The sequence below is a fragment of the Pseudahrensia aquimaris genome, from assembly GCF_042676045.1.
In the GTDB taxonomy this organism is placed as follows: Bacteria; Pseudomonadota; Alphaproteobacteria; order Rhizobiales; family Rhizobiaceae; genus Pseudahrensia; species Pseudahrensia aquimaris.
The window spans coordinates 110,926-125,700 of sequence record NZ_JBHTJV010000012.1 but is presented as its reverse complement, the minus strand read 5'-3'; the positions used below and the strand labels follow the sequence as shown (position 1 = coordinate 125,700).

The 14,775-nt window shown below is 55.1% G+C and carries 15 protein-coding genes; 2 read left to right on the top strand and 13 right to left on the bottom strand.

Annotated features, from left to right (window positions below):
- Window positions 1-17: 17 nt before the first annotated feature.
- From nusA to ppa, 6 genes are all read right to left on the bottom strand, one after another.
- Window positions 18-1,667, bottom strand: a complete 1,650-nt coding sequence (gene nusA / locus ACFQ14_RS13480; RefSeq protein ID WP_377213277.1) for a transcription termination factor NusA — start codon at window positions 1,665-1,667, stop codon at window positions 18-20.
- Window positions 1,668-1,727: 60 nt separating this feature from the next.
- Complete coding sequence (rimP, locus tag ACFQ14_RS13475) at window positions 1,728-2,345, bottom strand: ribosome maturation factor RimP (protein WP_377213276.1); 618 nt, start codon at window positions 2,343-2,345, stop codon at window positions 1,728-1,730.
- Between the two features lie 125 nt (window positions 2,346-2,470).
- Complete coding sequence (locus ACFQ14_RS13470) at window positions 2,471-3,868, bottom strand: MATE family efflux transporter (protein ID WP_377213275.1); 1,398 nt, start codon at window positions 3,866-3,868, stop codon at window positions 2,471-2,473.
- Between the two features lie 38 nt (window positions 3,869-3,906).
- Entirely contained in the window at window positions 3,907-5,169 is a 1,263-nt protein-coding gene (gene chrA / locus ACFQ14_RS13465; protein ID WP_377213274.1) for a chromate efflux transporter, read from the bottom strand.
- Window positions 5,166-5,987, bottom strand: a complete 822-nt coding sequence (locus ACFQ14_RS13460; protein ID WP_377213273.1) for a chromate resistance protein ChrB domain-containing protein — start codon at window positions 5,985-5,987, stop codon at window positions 5,166-5,168. Before ACFQ14_RS13460 ends, chrA begins: the two co-directional genes overlap by 4 nt.
- A 144-nt stretch (window positions 5,988-6,131) precedes the next feature.
- Complete coding sequence (ppa, locus tag ACFQ14_RS13455) at window positions 6,132-6,656, bottom strand: inorganic diphosphatase (protein WP_377213272.1); 525 nt, start codon at window positions 6,654-6,656, stop codon at window positions 6,132-6,134.
- 69 nt (window positions 6,657-6,725) lie between these two features.
- Here ppa and ACFQ14_RS13450 point away from each other — a divergent pair, with 69 nt between their 5' ends.
- Window positions 6,726-7,295 carry a GNAT family N-acetyltransferase gene (locus ACFQ14_RS13450; protein WP_377213271.1) on the top strand — a complete coding sequence of 190 codons (570 nt, stop codon included), beginning with the start codon at window positions 6,726-6,728 and terminating at the stop codon, window positions 7,293-7,295.
- On the opposite strand, the gene ACFQ14_RS13445 is transcribed toward ACFQ14_RS13450, so the two are convergent.
- The 6 genes from ACFQ14_RS13445 to ACFQ14_RS13420 form a co-directional block, all read right to left on the bottom strand.
- The gene (locus ACFQ14_RS13445; protein WP_377213270.1) at window positions 7,292-7,717 is read right to left on the bottom strand and encodes a CBS domain-containing protein; all 426 of its coding nucleotides are present in this window, start codon (window positions 7,715-7,717) and stop codon (window positions 7,292-7,294) included. The genes ACFQ14_RS13450 and ACFQ14_RS13445 overlap by 4 nt on opposite strands.
- 99 nt (window positions 7,718-7,816) lie before the next feature.
- Window positions 7,817-8,518 carry a tRNA (guanosine(46)-N7)-methyltransferase TrmB gene (gene trmB, locus ACFQ14_RS13440; protein ID WP_377213269.1) on the bottom strand — a complete coding sequence of 234 codons (702 nt, stop codon included), beginning with the start codon at window positions 8,516-8,518 and terminating at the stop codon, window positions 7,817-7,819.
- 78 nt (window positions 8,519-8,596) lie between these two features.
- A complete protein-coding gene (gene metK / locus ACFQ14_RS13435; protein ID WP_377213268.1) occupies window positions 8,597-9,823 on the bottom strand; it encodes a methionine adenosyltransferase in 1,227 nt (408 codons plus the stop codon).
- A 162-nt stretch (window positions 9,824-9,985) separates the two neighbouring features.
- Entirely contained in the window at window positions 9,986-10,411 is a 426-nt protein-coding gene (locus ACFQ14_RS13430) for a helix-turn-helix domain-containing protein (RefSeq protein ID WP_377213267.1), read from the bottom strand.
- A gap of 71 nt (window positions 10,412-10,482) precedes the next feature.
- Window positions 10,483-12,090, bottom strand: coding sequence for an apolipoprotein N-acyltransferase (lnt, locus tag ACFQ14_RS13425; protein ID WP_377213266.1), 1,608 nt, complete (start codon window positions 12,088-12,090; stop codon window positions 10,483-10,485).
- 169 nt (window positions 12,091-12,259) lie between these two features.
- Window positions 12,260-13,258, bottom strand: a complete 999-nt coding sequence (locus tag ACFQ14_RS13420) for a 2-hydroxyacid dehydrogenase (protein ID WP_377213265.1) — start codon at window positions 13,256-13,258, stop codon at window positions 12,260-12,262.
- Between the two features lie 340 nt (window positions 13,259-13,598).
- Between ACFQ14_RS13420 and ACFQ14_RS13415 the strand changes: the two genes are divergently transcribed.
- Window positions 13,599-14,144 (top strand): SH3 domain-containing protein, encoded by a 546-nt coding sequence (locus ACFQ14_RS13415; protein ID WP_377213264.1) that lies wholly within the window; start codon window positions 13,599-13,601, stop codon window positions 14,142-14,144.
- 11 nt (window positions 14,145-14,155) lie between these two features.
- On the opposite strand, the gene irrA is transcribed toward ACFQ14_RS13415, so the two are convergent.
- Window positions 14,156-14,593: an iron response transcriptional regulator IrrA gene (gene irrA, locus ACFQ14_RS13410; protein ID WP_377213263.1), complete on the bottom strand. Its 438-nt coding sequence runs from the start codon at window positions 14,591-14,593 to the stop codon at window positions 14,156-14,158.
- Between the last annotated feature and the right edge of the window lie 182 nt (window positions 14,594-14,775).

The following is a 14,775-nucleotide window of genomic DNA, read 5'->3' as shown; positions in this document are numbered from 1 at the left end:
TCACGAGCCGCGCTCGATCAGACTGTGGTGTCCTCGATCACGTTGATGACCGCTGGACGGGCATCCTCTTCGACAACTTCTTCTTCGACTTCCGGCTCTGGCTCACGAAGGTCTTCTTCCGTCACCATGCCAGAGGCCAATCGGGCTGCCATAATCATCTCGTCCGCCTGAACGCGCGACAGACCAAAACTGTCGAGAATACCGGCATGGCGAATGTTTTCGCCATCCTTGCGTTCGTTCCAGCCGATGAGGTCGTCGGCTATGCAACCGGCAAAATCATCCAGGGTCTTGATCTCATCTTCGCTCTTGCCAAGCGCCACCATCATAGCTGTGGTCATACCCGGCACTTCACGCAGATCATCGGCAACGCCAAGCGCTTTGCGTTCCTCATCAAGCGCATTTTCCTGTTTTTCAAGGAATTCGCGGGCGCGGGCTTGAAGTTCGCCAGCCGTATCGTCGTCAAAACCTTCGATCATTGCAATTTCATCAGGTTCAACATACGCGACTTCTTCCACGTCTGTGAAACCTTCAGACGCTAGCAATTGCGCCACCATTTCATCGACATTCAACGCGTCGGTGAATTTAGCGGTGTTAGCGTTGAATTCTGCCTGACGGCGACCGGATTCTTCTTCTTCCGTCAGAATATCGATATCCCAACCGGTCAGCTGTGAAGCCAGACGTACGTTTTGGCCGCGGCGGCCAATGGCGAGCGAAAGCTGCTCGTCCGGCACAACAACCTCAATGCGCTCTTTTTCTTCGTCCAGAACAACCTTGGCCACTTCGGCAGGCTGAAGCGCGTTGACGATGAAGCCTGCGGCATCTTCAGACCAAGGAATGATATCGATTTTCTCGCCCTGCAATTCGCCGACAACAGCCTGCACGCGCGAACCGCGCATACCGACGCAAGCGCCGACAGGATCAATGCCGCTGTCATTTGAAATGACGGCAATTTTGGCGCGCGAACCAGGATCGCGGGCAACAGCACGGATTTCAATCACGCCGTCATAAATTTCCGGCACTTCCATCTGAAACAGCTTGGCCATGAACTGCGGGTGGGTGCGTGACATGAAAATCTGCGGTCCACGCTGTTCGCGGCGCACATCGTAGATGTAAGCGCGGACGCGGTCGCCGTAGCGATAAGTCTCGCGCGGGATCATCTCGTCGCGGCGGATAATCGCTTCCGCACGGCCCAGATCGACGATCACGTTGCCGTATTCCACTCGTTTGACTGTGCCGTTGATGATTTCGCCAACGCGGTCTTTAAATTCTTCGAACTGGCGATCACGCTCGGCGTCACGCACTTTCTGCACGATAACCTGTTTAGCGGATTGAGCAGCGATACGGCCAAAATCCATCGGCGGCAATGTTTCGCCGATGTGGTCGCCGATCTTCGCTGCATCGTTCTTCAGCTTGGCTGATTCCAAATCAATCTGCGTGTTGTAGTCCTCGACTTTGTCGACAACTTCCAAAAGCCGCTGGAGTTTGATTTCACCGGTTTGCTGGTTCACTTCAACGCGAATGTTGGTCTCAAGCCCGTAGCGCGACTTGGCAGCTTTTTCGATGGCGTCCGCCATGGCGTCGATAACGATCTGCTTGTCGATCACCTTCTCACGGGCGACGGCATCAGCAATCTGCAGCAATTCCAGTTTGTTGGCACTAACAGCCATGGTTCTTCTCCAGGAAGGTCTTCGTCATAATTGCGTCCTTTCTTTCCAGCCGCAAAAGTTTCAGTTATCGGGCGTGTCTTCGACATCGCCCAGATTTTCGTTGGCTTCCCGCAGCGCCTTGTCGCGTTTCAGCGCTTCGCGGATAAGCTCGTCTGTCAGCACCAATCGCGCGGAGGCAATACCATCCAGTGGAATGGTGAAATCCTTGTCTTCGCCAGCGGGTGCATCCTCGCGGCGCATCAGCAGGGTATCGCCGTCAACTTTGACGATCTGCCCTTTGAAACGCTTTCGGCCATTGACCATCGACGCCGTCTCCAGCTTCGCAACATGTCCCGCCCAAGTGTCGAAATCCGATACCCGCACCAGAGGGCGGTCGATGCCGGGCGAAGAAACTTCGAGCGAATAGGCCTGCGGGATAGGGTCTTCGACATCCAGCACAGGCGATACGGCCTTTGATACGGCTTCACACTCGTTGACGTTCATCGTGCCGTCGGGCTTCTCCACCATGATTTGTAGCGTCAGACCGGAATTGTCGTAGAGACGTGCACGTACCAAACGGAAGCCCATGTCTTCGATGACGGGCGCGATGATTTGTGCAACACGCGCATCTTGACCGCTCTCCTGCACAAGCCGTGCGGAGGCGGAAATGTCGTCTCTGGCTGGAGCTGCGTCGTTCAATTCGGGTTCCGTTCGTTCACTTCGATACGGACATAAAAAAGAGCGGGTACCTTTCGGTCCCACTCTGACAAACGTCCGAGATTTTCAGATGATATACGCCAGCTGCGAGGCAAATACAAGACAAATCAGGCAGGCGTGAGTCCATAACGTGTGCGCAATATAAAACGACCAATCATGCAGACACTGGCGACAGCAAGCCCCGCCACCAGCCCGGCCCAAACGCCTGTCGCGCCATAACCCATCGGATAGGCGAAGAAATAGGCCGCGCTCAGGCCAACCGGCCAGTACGCAATAGTTGCCATGATCATCGGCACTTTGGTGTCTTTCAAGCCGCGAAGTGCGCCAGAGCCGACCGCTTGCAACCCGTCGACGATCTGGAAAGCAGCCGCCATGTAAAGGAGCGGCACCGTCAGTTGAAGCACGGTTGGCGCGTTGGGATCATCGGCATCGAGAAACAGTGCGCTTAAGACTTCAGGAATGGCTATGAACACCACACCGGAGATTACCGCGAAGCCGACCGCGAGCCAGATCACCGCGCGGGTGGCCAGCGCAACATCCATCCATGCGCTGCGTCCGACCGCATTACCCACGCGCACAGAAGCAACCTGCGACAGGCCCAGTGGCACCATGAAGGCGAGGCTTGCGATCTGCAGTGCTATACCGTGCGCAGCGAGCGGCTCTTTGCCGAGCCAGCCAATCATTATGGAGGCAGCGGAAAACAGACCGGCTTCTGCAAGAATGGTGAGACTAATGGGAAAGCCCAGTCGTGAAATCGTTGACAAAGCTGCCCAATCGGGCCGCCAGAAACGGGTGAAAACCGAATAGCCCCGCGTCTTTTTGCTCACCGCAACAACGATAGCTGCGAGCACAGCTGCCGCAAGATTGGCCAAGACTGTCGCCACCGCAGCGCCCTCCATCTCCAACCTTGGAGCTCCCCAATTGCCAAAAATGAAGGCGTAGTTCAGCGCAGCATTCAGCACAGTGGCAAAAATCGTGATTGCCAAGACCGCTCCAGCCCATTCCAGCGCGGTCAAGAACCCACGCAGACCGATCAATACAAAGGCGGGTATTAGCGACCATTGGGCGATGCGCATGTAGCGTTCGGCCAAATCGACCAGTTCAACCTCTTGGCCCAACACCAGCAAGATATCGCGCGTGAACCACAGCGGAACCATAAAGGCTATCGACAACGCCACCAGCGCCCAAAGCCCCATGCGCGCCGAGCGGCGCACCTCACGCTCATCACCTTTGCCGAGCGCGCCTGCAACCAATGGTATCATGGCTGCTGCGAAACCGAGGCCGAAGATGATGAAGAGGAAAAACAACTGCCCTGCCAATGTGCCGGCCGCCAATTCCGCAACACCCAACCAGCCCAACATTACGGTGTCTATAACCGTAATGAGCATCTGCGCAATTTGCGCGGCAACCAGCGGCACTCCCAAAACAATGGTCGCGCGAACATGCTCGCCCATGGGGCGGGCATTGTTTTGGCCTGTATCGACTGTTGGTGCAGGATTGCTCATGAGGCACCCTTAACCCAAGAGAGGGCCTTGGGCGACCATCAGCCGAGAAAAGAAAGTGTCATCCCCGACAGTCCACAGACGAACAGAACCACCATCAAATTCCAGTGCCGCACGAGCAACAAAACGCCTGCAAGAACAGAGATTGCCAGCGCTTGCCAATCTATGCTGGACGCATCGGGAACCAGAAACTCAGCCAAGCCGAACTGAACCGTTTGCAAGTCTAAGAAGAAAACATGCAAAGCGAACCAAAGTGATAATTTCAAAATTACGCCGACGACCGCCGCTGTAATCGCTGCCAAAGCCCCACGCAGGCGCGGATTTGCGCTGATCCACTCAATGTAGGGCGCACCGGCGAAAATCCAGAGAAAGCAAGGAATGAATGTTGCCCAAAGGGTAACTGCCGCGGCGGCAAAGGCCGTGCCCCATCCACCATTTTTGAAACCTGCTAGAAAGCCTACGAATTCCGTCACAAGAATAAGGGGTCCCGGCGTGGTTTCCGCAAGCCCCAGCCCGTCAAGCATTTCGCCCGCCGTCAGCCAAGCTTTTGCGTCCACGACATCTTGCGCCATATAGGCCAAAACAGCGTAAGCACCGCCAAAAGTGACGACCGCAAGCTTCGAGAAAAACACCCCCAACTGACTAAGAACACTGTTAGGCGCGAGTACCATTACAGCCAATAAAGGTGCCCACCAGATTGTCAGCCAAAGTGCCGTTGTCTTTACCAAATCACCGTAAGCAGGGCGTACCTCGACCGACTTCTCAACGCTTCGAGCAGTGCAAATAAAGCCATAGAGACCTGCCAAGAGAACGATCAGCGGGTAGGGAAAATTGAAAAAGAACAGAGCGATAAAAGCTGCTGCTGCAATTATCCAATGATCAACGCCGTTTAGAGCCCGCTTGGCGACTTTCAACAGAGCCTCAATCACGATGATAACCACCGCAGCTTTGATGCCCGTGAACAGGGCAGCCACCAGCGGCGCGCTCCCAAACATCACGTAAAGCGAAGCCAGCGTAGCTATGACGATGGCACCGGGCAAAACAAACATGCCACCCGCTGCCAAACCACCGCGCACGCCGTGCATTCGCCAACCGGCATAGGTGGCTAGCTGCATCGCCTCCGGCCCCGGCAGCAACATGCAAAAACCGAGCGCATTCAGGAATTGCCGCTCGGTCAGCCAACCTTTTTCATCGACAACGATGCGTTGCATCAGCGCGATCTGCCCTGCAGGGCCACCAAACGATATGACGCCGATCTTCGACCAAACCCGAAACGCTTCGCCGAACGAAAGCGCGCCGCTCATAGCCGCGCCTTCGCTGCTGGCGGCCAATCGTGTTCTTCGTCTTGCCCATCACGTGCCCAGCGATAGAGCGCGTCGTAGATTATCATTGCTGCTTCCAATTGCTCAAGATCATCACGGAACTGCCGCGACAGACCAACAGACATCGCCAGTAAACCGGCAGCCTGAGGTGCGCGCTCGTGGCGGTTTGTGTCAGCGGCGCGAATGATCGTGGCCATCGCTTGCAGGGCCGGAAACGTAAGATTGAATTCGTCCAGCATCGTATCGAATGTGCACTTGTCACCCCGATGGCTCCAGAAGCCCGTCTCCATATCAAAGGGTGTTGCACCAAAACGCTCCGCGACTGCCTCTACCTGAGATGCCGCAACGAAAAGAAATTTTGCATCGCGGTCAACGAAGCGTCGGATCAGCCAAGGGCACGCAATGCGGTCAATTTTTGGCCTCTGACGTGTCACCCAAAGTGAACTGCCGTGGGCATCTAGAGATGGCAAAATGGACGCCGGCATCAATGGCAGGCCCGCATCGCGCCAGCCGAAATTGCCGCCAGCTAGATGCTCTGCCGCGATGCCATGGCAGCGCAGAAGAGCCGCAGCGCCTTGTGAAAGCTTCAAGCCCTTTTGGCAGACAACCACCACGCTTTCACCCGCGAGCGAAGGCGCAAGAGCCTCCATGCTCGTGTGGGCATGTCGTTTAGCGGTGGGGATTAAACGGGGGTCAGCGTTGAAGTCTTCGTCAATGCATATGTCGATAACGACGGGGGCACTATGCGTGCCGATCAGGCGGGCCAATTGTTGCGCGGAAATTTCTGTAGGTGAGGGCATGTTAGCATCCTTTTGTCGGTCAACTCCCGAAGGTGGTTGAACGGTTAAATTGGATGCGAGTTTGGGCATTGCGCCTCACGGGGCCATCGCGTTCCCCATGTCGACAAAATGTCGAACATGAGGAAGATGGTCAATCGGCATTTCCTATTTAGCGTCAGAGATGGCCTTCTCGATCATCTTCCTCGCTTCGTCCGGTCCACCATATCGGTCGATCTTTACCCATTTGCCGTCTTCGAGGTCTTTATACCGTTCGAAGAAATGCGAAATCTGCCTCAACAAAATAGACGGCAAATCATCAATAGAATGAATGTCTTCAAACATAGCTGACACTTTTGGTGACGGCACAGCGATCAACTTTTCATCACCACCAGCTTCGTCCGTCATGTAAAGCACGCCAACGGGGCGGCAATTAATAACGGAGCCCGGAATGATTGGACGCTGGTTGGCTATCAGCACATCGATCGGGTCACCATCGTCTGAAAGAGTGTGGGGAACGAAGCCATAATTTCCCGGATAGCGCATGGCAGTATAGAGGATGCGGTCAACGACGAGCGTTCCAGCTTCCTTATCCATTTCATATTTTACCGGCTCGCCACCGGCTGGTACTTCAACGATGACGTTGATATCTTCGGGAGGATTGTTCCCAATGGAGATGGCGTCGAGGCGCATGGGAGAGGTTCCATTTTTTGGTTCGTGCGATTGTCGCGCAGCCCTTAACAGCTTTGTCGCAGGCTTGCCATGAACCTTTTGCAGGACGCAACGCCGCACAGTCCGATAAACCACAAGATTGAACGCATAGAAGAATTCGACTTAACGGCTGATCAGGACAAGGCCATCGCCGATTTGATTGGCCGCATCTTCAACGCGGATATGGGTGGACGCTCTTTTGCGCAAAACCGCCATCACAGGCGCTACATTATTGCCTTGGAAGGCGTGTTGGTGGCTCATCTTGCGATCTGTTTTCGGGCAATCCGTTTGGGCGATGATCTGGTCGATGCGATTGGCATTGCGGAAGTGGTAGTGGACAAACCTTTCCGCCGTCAGGGAATGGCGAGGGCTTTGCTTGAAGCAGCGATTGCGGATGGCGTGCATTCGCTTTCCGAATTCGCGCTGTTGTTTGGAACGGAGCGCCTTTACCGAAATGCAGGTTTTGAGAACGCGGGAAACCCGATCAAGCTCACCAATATGCTCGGTGCAGCAACGGGTGAAACAACAATCGGGCCAAACAGCGCGTTCATGGTCAAGCCATTGGGATCGCGCGGTTGGGACCACTCTGCGGAAGTCGATCTAATGGGATTTTCGTTCTAGCCAGCGATATATTTTTTCATTTCCTCGACATCAGCCTCGGTCAATTCCAGTTTGCGTTTGATCACATCGCGAATCGATACCACGCCAATCAAGTTGTCTTTTTCCATCACCGGCATGTGGCGAAAGCGGCCTTTCGACATAAGACCCATCACCTCATCCACGGTGTCGCTTTCCTTGGCTGTGATCACGTCTTTGGTCATGCAGCCTGACACGGAATGCTGCAAAACGTCCGGGCCGATATTGTCCAAATCGCGCACGATATCGCGCTCTGAGAGAATGCCGCAAACCTTGCCATTTCGCATGACGACTGCGGCGCCGATGCGGTTGGTTGCGAGCAGGTGAAGCGCTTCAGCAACGGTTTGATCGTGTTCGATCGTAATTACTTTGCGGCCCTTGTCGGCCAGAATATCCAAAACAGACATTTAGTATCCTCCCAAATGCAAGCGGCACAGCGGCCAGCATATTTACCATCGTGCGCCATTCTGGACATTTTGCAAGGGAGGAAAGGGTGTGCCGCTCAATCACGTTTCAAGACGGAATTGCAAATATGCGGGTGGGCGTCCTTCGCGAATGGCCTTGGCCTCATAGCGTGTGCGGCTCCAGCCATCCCAAGGCTCGCGCCAATCGTAAGCCGTCTGCGCCAGCCAACGAAAATCACCCTGCCTTTCGATATGGGTAAGCGTCCAATTCACATAAGTGTCGATATCGGAGGCGAAGCGAAACAGTCCGCTCGGCTTGAGCACTCGTGCGAAGCGATCGAGGTTTTTGACGTTCACAAAGCGGCGTTTCCAGTTTCGCTTTTTCGGCCACGGGTCGGGATAAAGCAGATCGATCCGATCAAGACTGTTTTCCGGCAGCCAATCGAGCACCTGAGTGGCATCATCATCAAACAGGCAAACATTCTTGAGATTGCGATCTTCGATTTCGCCAAGCATTTTCGCCATACCGTTGATGAAAGGTTCAATGCCGATAAAGCCTATATCTGGTTGGCTATCAGCCTGTTTCGCCAAATGCTCACCGCCACCAAAACCAATTTCCATGCAGTAGGCGGTTTTTGGCTCACCGAACAAATCTTTGATATTCTGCGGTCGCGGACCAGTTGGGTCTAGCAGCAAATCGGGCAGCGTCTCTTCGATCAGGCGCAGTTTGCGACCTAGAAGAGCCTTGCCTTTGCGACGTCCGAAGAAGGCTTCGGTAGCACGGGATTTGGGGTGGTCGTTCATGGCCAGCTTCACAAAATAAAAGGGTGCGCGCCGTCAAGTCCGGCACGCACCCTTATTTAAACGGTATCAAACAGTCGGCTACATAGCCTTTTGCAGCGCGTCCACCAAGTCGGTTCGTTCCCAACTGAAGTGTCCTTCATCAGTCGGCGTGCGGCCAAAGTGACCATAGGCTGCGGTCTTGGCGAAGATCGGCTTGGTCAATTCCAGGTGTTCCCGAATACCGGTGGGCGTGAGGTCCATCACCTGACCGAGCACTTTTTCCAACCTTTCTTCCAACGCCGAATTGCCACCCGTATCGACATAGATCGAAAGTGGTTGCGCAACACCGATTGCGTAAGAGAGCTGTATTGAAGCCCAATCAGCAATGCCGGCAGCCACGATGTTCTTCGCCAGATAGCGCGACGCATATGCGGCGGAGCGGTCAACCTTCGTGCTGTCTTTGCCCGAAAAGGCGCCACCGCCGTGGGGAGCGTAGCCACCATAGGTGTCGACGATAATCTTGCGGCCAGTCAAACCGGCATCTCCGTCGGGTCCGCCGATTACAAAAGCGCCAGTTGGGTTCACGTGCCAAACCGTTTCGTTCGTGATCCAACCGTCAGGCAGGCAATTGCGCACGGTGGGTTCAATCAGATCACGAATGTCTGCGGAAGTATCGGATTCAAGACTGTGCTGGTGCGACACGACGATTTGCGACACGCCCACCGGTTTGCCATTTTCATAGATGACCGAAACCTGGCTTTTGGAATCTGGCCCCAAACGTTCGCCGCCATCTTTGCCGGAGTGGCGCAGCTTGGCCAAGTCTTCCAAAATTTTGTGGCTATAGAAAATGGGCGCTGGCATCAGCACATCGGTATCACGGCAGGCATAGCCGAACATAATTCCCTGATCGCCCGCACCTTCCATAGCCCGTTCGTTGGTTGCATCTGCACCGGCTTTGGCTTCGGCAGCTTTATCGACGCCTTGGGCAATGTGCGCGGACTGACCGTGGAGAAGCACGTTCACTTCAGCATTTTTCCAATGAAAGCCATCTTGCTCGTAGCCGATGTCTTTGATTGCAGCGCGGGCGACGGCTTCGATCTCATCTTTTGAGATATCCGGCCCGCGTGTTTCGCCAGCGATGGTGACATGATTGGTGGTCGTCAGCGTTTCCGCCGCCACCCGCACGTCCCAAGGGTCAATTTCGTCCGTCTCATGAGCCCGGGTCAGAAACAGATCGACAATTTCGTCAGATATGCGGTCAGAGACCTTGTCGGGGTGACCTTCTGAAACGGATTCAGACGTGAAGATGTAATTGGTGCGCGCCATGGAAAGATCCTTGCTTAGTTGGCTGGCCGAAGGCGCGGTTTGCACATTCGGTGCTGAGGACGCAACAAGCAGGGTGCAAATACGTCCGGACAGCGCAGCCCATACGGGGGTGCGGCGGTTTGTGTCAAGCGTATCAGGATATCTTTATGTGCTGCGGACCAGCTATTTTTCGGTTTCGCCCGTCTCTTCAGCGAGTGTTTTGACAAGGTCAACGACTTTGCGGCGAACGGCCGGATTAGTAATTCGCACAAAGGCGCGGTTTAGCTGAATACCCTCCGGTGTGGAGAGAAAATCAGCCACGTAGGTCGTTGCACCCGCGTCCGACATGCCAGAGACGGTAATTCCGCCTTCCACGGGCGCATCCTCGAAAAAGAAAGACACGGGCACTTTCAATGCAGCGGAAATCTGCTGCATCCGGCTGGCACCGATGCGGTTGGTGCCTTTTTCGTATTTTTGAATTTGCTGGAACGTAATGCCCAAAGCCTCGCCAAGTTTCTCTTGGCTCATGCCCATCATAGTGCGCCGCAAACGCACGCGAGAACCAACATGGGTGTCGATAGGATTGGGTTTTTTGGCGGCTTCTGCCATGCGTTTAACCTCTGGTCGCTGCGCTTTTGGGCGCGGTTTTGTGGCGACAATTCAGCTTGGGCGCAGGAACGTCATTGCAACCTGTTGGTGTTTAGTGCCCGCAGGACTACCAAAGCAAAAAACAGGATGCAAACAAAAAGGGCAATAGGAAAATTGCCATTGCGAGAAAATGGTGTTGCTGCTGCCGCAACCGGCAAATCGCTGTCGAGCACAGCTCTCGCACCAAAAGGAAGTTGTTTATCAATGCGGCCCCAAGCGTCTGACACAAACGTGATACCGCTGTTGGCAACGCGCACAATGGGAATACCCTGCTCCACGCCACGAACGCGCGTTTGGTGGGCATGTTGGTAGGGGCCAGATGTGTTCCCAAACCAAGCATCATTGGTCAGATTGACGATCCAACCGGGCCGCTCTTCGCCTGCGTTCAGCGGGCCTGAATAGACCACCTCGTAGCAAATAAGCGGCAAGAAAGCCGGCGCACCGGGCAGCGAAACAGGCGCACGCGTCAAGCCCTGCGCGAAGCCGCCTTGCTGTTTAGTCAATTGCTGAAAGCCCATAGATTCCAAGAACGATTGCGCTGGCAAGAATTCACCGAATGGCACGAGTTGGGTTTTGTCGCGTGCCGCCACAATCTGCGCTTCGCCATTGATCACGAGCGCCGAATTAAAGATTGCGTCTCCGCTTTCTCTGCGCATGGCACCGCTGATCAGCGTGGTATTTGGGCCAATCGTGTTGCGGATTGCACCCAGCGCCTGCTGTTGTTCCGACAAGATGAAAGGGAAGGCGCTTTCTGGCCAGATGATATGAGTAAAAGCGTTAGCGCCGTTGGCCTGTGGCCCTGCATTAGTGTTCGACAATTCAAGATAGGAACGGAAAATCGGCCCCGCGTTTTCCGGTTTCCATTTTTCGCGCTGGTCTATATTAGGTTGCACGAGCCGCAGTTTGACGTTGGCCACCACATCATCGGTTGCCCTCGAAAGCGCCCAAGCGCCGTACCCAGCATGAGCAACCAGCAGCACGAGTGCAGAAGCAAGAACGGCTCGCACACGCCTTTTGCGCACGCCATCACCCGGCGCAAAGATTGCCGGAGATGCCGTGATGAACAGGGTGACAAGGGTCATGCCATAAGCGCCGACCAGCCCAACGCTCTGCATCATAAGGGGCGATGGCATCAGCGCATAACCCGGTAAGTTCCAGGGGAAACCCGTCCAAACATGGCCACGCGCAAGCTCTGCAAGCGTTATTGCGCAGGCAAATGCCAAAAGCCTTGACCAGCCGTCGCGCCATGCCAAACGCGAAAATGCCGCCCCAACACCCCAAAAAAGCGCTAGCAGTATTGGCAGTCCGATAACGGCAACCGGCAGCAAAAACGCAAACTCATCTGCCTCAACCAAAAACGCCTGACCAATCCACCAAAGGCCGGCGAGAAAATAGCCAAACCCGAAATTAAAGCCTGTGCGAAAAGCGGGCCAGAACCTCCGCAGCCCCCGCGACGCACTCGGTGCAACCGCACCATCCAGCAGCCAGACAAAAATCGGCATCGTGAAAAATAGGATGGGCCAGAGGTGAAAGGGCGCCAAAGCCAAAGCCGATGCAGCCCCGGCTGCGACGGCCAACAGGTTGGCCCGCCAGCCTTCCATCACGATAATTTTTTCAGCAATTGCGGTGGGTGTAAGCACGCGCGGCTTTCTAATTTGGGGAGGTTGGGCGTAAAGCGGCGAATCAATTTTGCGTTCCGCGCAGACTATTCGTCTTAAACGCCGAAAGGAATCACTTGCAGGCAACTGTCCCCATGCCGTGCATCATGCGTGGTTTGAGAAACTTGAACTAAAGAGAGGCTAAGAGCGGTCAGTCTCGCCGTGGCAAAACCCGGTCCGGCGGGCGATGACCGTCGAAGAATGTGCGGATGTTGATGATGACTTTATCACCCATCTCGTTGCGCCCTTCGACTGTCGCAGAGCCCATATGGGGCAGCATCAGCACTTTGCCTTTCTCTGCTAAGGCGCGGAAGCGCGGAGAGACGGCCGGTTCGTGTTCAAACACATCCAGTGCTGCACCTGCGATCGCGCCAGTCTCTAGCGCATCTATCAGCGCCGCTTCCTGAATGATTTCGCCACGCGCTGCGTTCACGACATAAGCGCCGCGCTGCAACAGCTTGATGCGGCGTTCGTGTAAAAGGTGGAAAGTTGCTGGCGTATAAGGGCAGTTGATGGAAATGATGTCCATGCGCGCCAACATTTGGTCGAGGCTGTCCCAATAGGTTGCTTCCAACTCTTCTTCGAGTTCGGGATGAACGGGTTTTGGGTTGTGATAATGAATGGCCAGCCCAAAGGCGCGTGCGCGGCGGGCGACTGCGGAGCCGATGCGGCCCATTCCTATAATGCCAAGGCGTTTGCCGTAGATGCGGTTGCCGAGCATCCAGCTCGGCGCCCAACCTTCCCAGCCTTCGTCGCTCATCATCACCCGCGCGCCTTCTACCAGACGGCGCGGCACTGCTAGCATCATCGCCATAATCATATCAGCGGTGTCTTCGGTCAAAACCTTGGGCGTGTTGGTGACCGTAATGCCGCGATCCATCGCGGCTTTGATATCAATGTTGTCGGTGCCATTGCCAAAATTGGCAATCAGCTTCAGCCGCTCGCCAGCCTTGGAGATGAGATCGGCGTCGATGGCGTCGGTAACGGTCGGCACCAGAACGTCTGCCTCCGCCATCGCTTGCGCCAGCTGCTCGCGGTTCATCTTGGTGTCGTCGATGTTCAACTTGGTATCGAACAACTCCATCATCCGCGTCTCTGCCGCGTCTGGGAGTTTTCTCGTCACAATGACGCGAGGTTTGGAAGTTGGCATGCCCGTTCAACTGCCTTGTCTCCGGCGCGCCCCGCCGGGTTCTGATCGCATGCCCATAAAGTCACACGCCCAAAAGGACAGTGAGATTAAGAGCCTGTTTACCATGTCTCTTGAGCGCACTTTAACCGAAAACGGCGAGGTTTGGTGAACCATGGCGCTCCGCCTGTTCAGCCGCCCGTTTTTATCATGCGCGCTGTTAAAGGCAATGGCTCCAATTGCATCGTTGATACTGACGTCGATGTGAGGGTGAAGATACTCTTTTTAAGCAGGGACGATACCGCAAGTGATCCGGGAAATCAGACAGCCATTCTTTTCTAACCGCTTTTTCAAAACCCTTGCCATGGGCATGCTCGCAATTGTGACGCTCGCGGCCGCGCCGAACGTATCGCTGGCCGACGAAAGCGATGGCATAAAAAAGGGCAGGGTGACCGGCCTGCCGATCCCTCGCTTTGTGAGCTTGAAGGCGCCGGCCGTGAACTTACGTGTCGGCCCTGGCCGCGCCTATTCAATCAACTGGCTCTATAAGCGTTCGGGTCTGCCCGTTGAGGTCATTCAGGAATTTGACCGTTGGCGGCGTGTGCGCGATGCGGAAGGCACAACCGGATGGGTTCTGCACTCGCTTCTATCTTCGCGCCGCACGGCCATCGTTGCGCCTTGGGATCGTGAGATCGCCGAAGATGGCACGGTAACAAGCGCACAATTGCTTGACGCAAAATACCGCGCCCGAGGCGATGCTGCGACAGTCGCAAAAGTGCAGGCTGGATTGTTGGTTGATTTGAAGGAGTGCCACAACGGCTGGTGCGAAATCGAAGCGAGCAACACAAGCGCCTACCTTCCCCAAGCTAAATTATGGGGAACTTATCCCGGTGAGTTGATCGACGGCTAAAGGGCGGTCGTTCAGCGCTTCTCGCGCAGCCGCACGATTACATCGACACGCTCAATCTCCATACCTTCCGGCGCAACAGGCAGATCGCTGACGGTGATCTGTGACGCAGGCACATCCACCACGCGGTTTTCTTTTTCGATAAAGAAGTGATGGTGATCGGAAGTGTTGGTGTCGAAGTATGTTTTTGATGAATCGATAGCGACAGCCCGCAACAGGCCAGCTTCGTTGAACTGATGCAGAGTGTTGTAAACCGTAGCCAGCGAAACGTGGACATTGGCGTCCACAGCCTCTTCGTGCAGCGCCTCGGCTGAAACGTGCCTATCGCCTTTTGAAAAAAGCAGTTGGGCGAGAGAGAGCCGCTGGCGTGTCGGACGCAAACCAGCTTTGCGCAACTTGCCCGTAAGGCAAATTGGCTCATGTGTTTCGGTCGTTTTTTCAGTGCCAGACATGGTTCACAGGCTTCCCTTGGTCGTCTCGCACAGAATATAGGGCAGCGCTTGTGACCCGGCAAGCGACAATGCGAAGCACTCTTAACAAGCCGCCCCCTTCGTCAACCAGCGTTTGACCCCATCACCTTGCCACTGTTAAAGCACGGTTCGGACGCACTTGGTATGGCGGCCGAAGACTTGCA

Coding starts and splice junctions, on each gene's coding strand:
- nusA (WP_377213277.1), bottom strand. CDS start 1,667: ATGGCTGTTAGTGCCAACAAACTGGAATTGCTGCAGATTGCTGATGCC.
- ACFQ14_RS13470 (WP_377213275.1), bottom strand. CDS start 3,868: ATGAGCAATCCTGCACCAACAGTCGATACAGGCCAAAACAATGCCCGC.
- chrA (WP_377213274.1), bottom strand. CDS start 5,169: ATGAGCGGCGCGCTTTCGTTCGGCGAAGCGTTTCGGGTTTGGTCGAAG.
- ACFQ14_RS13460 (WP_377213273.1), bottom strand. CDS start 5,987: ATGCCCTCACCTACAGAAATTTCCGCGCAACAATTGGCCCGCCTGATC.
- ppa (WP_377213272.1), bottom strand. CDS start 6,656: ATGCGCCTCGACGCCATCTCCATTGGGAACAATCCTCCCGAAGATATC.
- ACFQ14_RS13450 (WP_377213271.1), top strand. CDS start 6,726: ATGAACCTTTTGCAGGACGCAACGCCGCACAGTCCGATAAACCACAAG.
- ACFQ14_RS13445 (WP_377213270.1), bottom strand. CDS start 7,717: ATGTCTGTTTTGGATATTCTGGCCGACAAGGGCCGCAAAGTAATTACG.
- trmB (WP_377213269.1), bottom strand. CDS start 8,518: ATGAACGACCACCCCAAATCCCGTGCTACCGAAGCCTTCTTCGGACGT.
- metK (WP_377213268.1), bottom strand. CDS start 9,823: ATGGCGCGCACCAATTACATCTTCACGTCTGAATCCGTTTCAGAAGGT.
- ACFQ14_RS13430 (WP_377213267.1), bottom strand. CDS start 10,411: ATGGCAGAAGCCGCCAAAAAACCCAATCCTATCGACACCCATGTTGGT.
- ACFQ14_RS13420 (WP_377213265.1), bottom strand. CDS start 13,258: ATGCCAACTTCCAAACCTCGCGTCATTGTGACGAGAAAACTCCCAGAC.
- ACFQ14_RS13415 (WP_377213264.1), top strand. CDS start 13,599: ATGGGCATGCTCGCAATTGTGACGCTCGCGGCCGCGCCGAACGTATCG.
- irrA (WP_377213263.1), bottom strand. CDS start 14,593: ATGTCTGGCACTGAAAAAACGACCGAAACACATGAGCCAATTTGCCTT.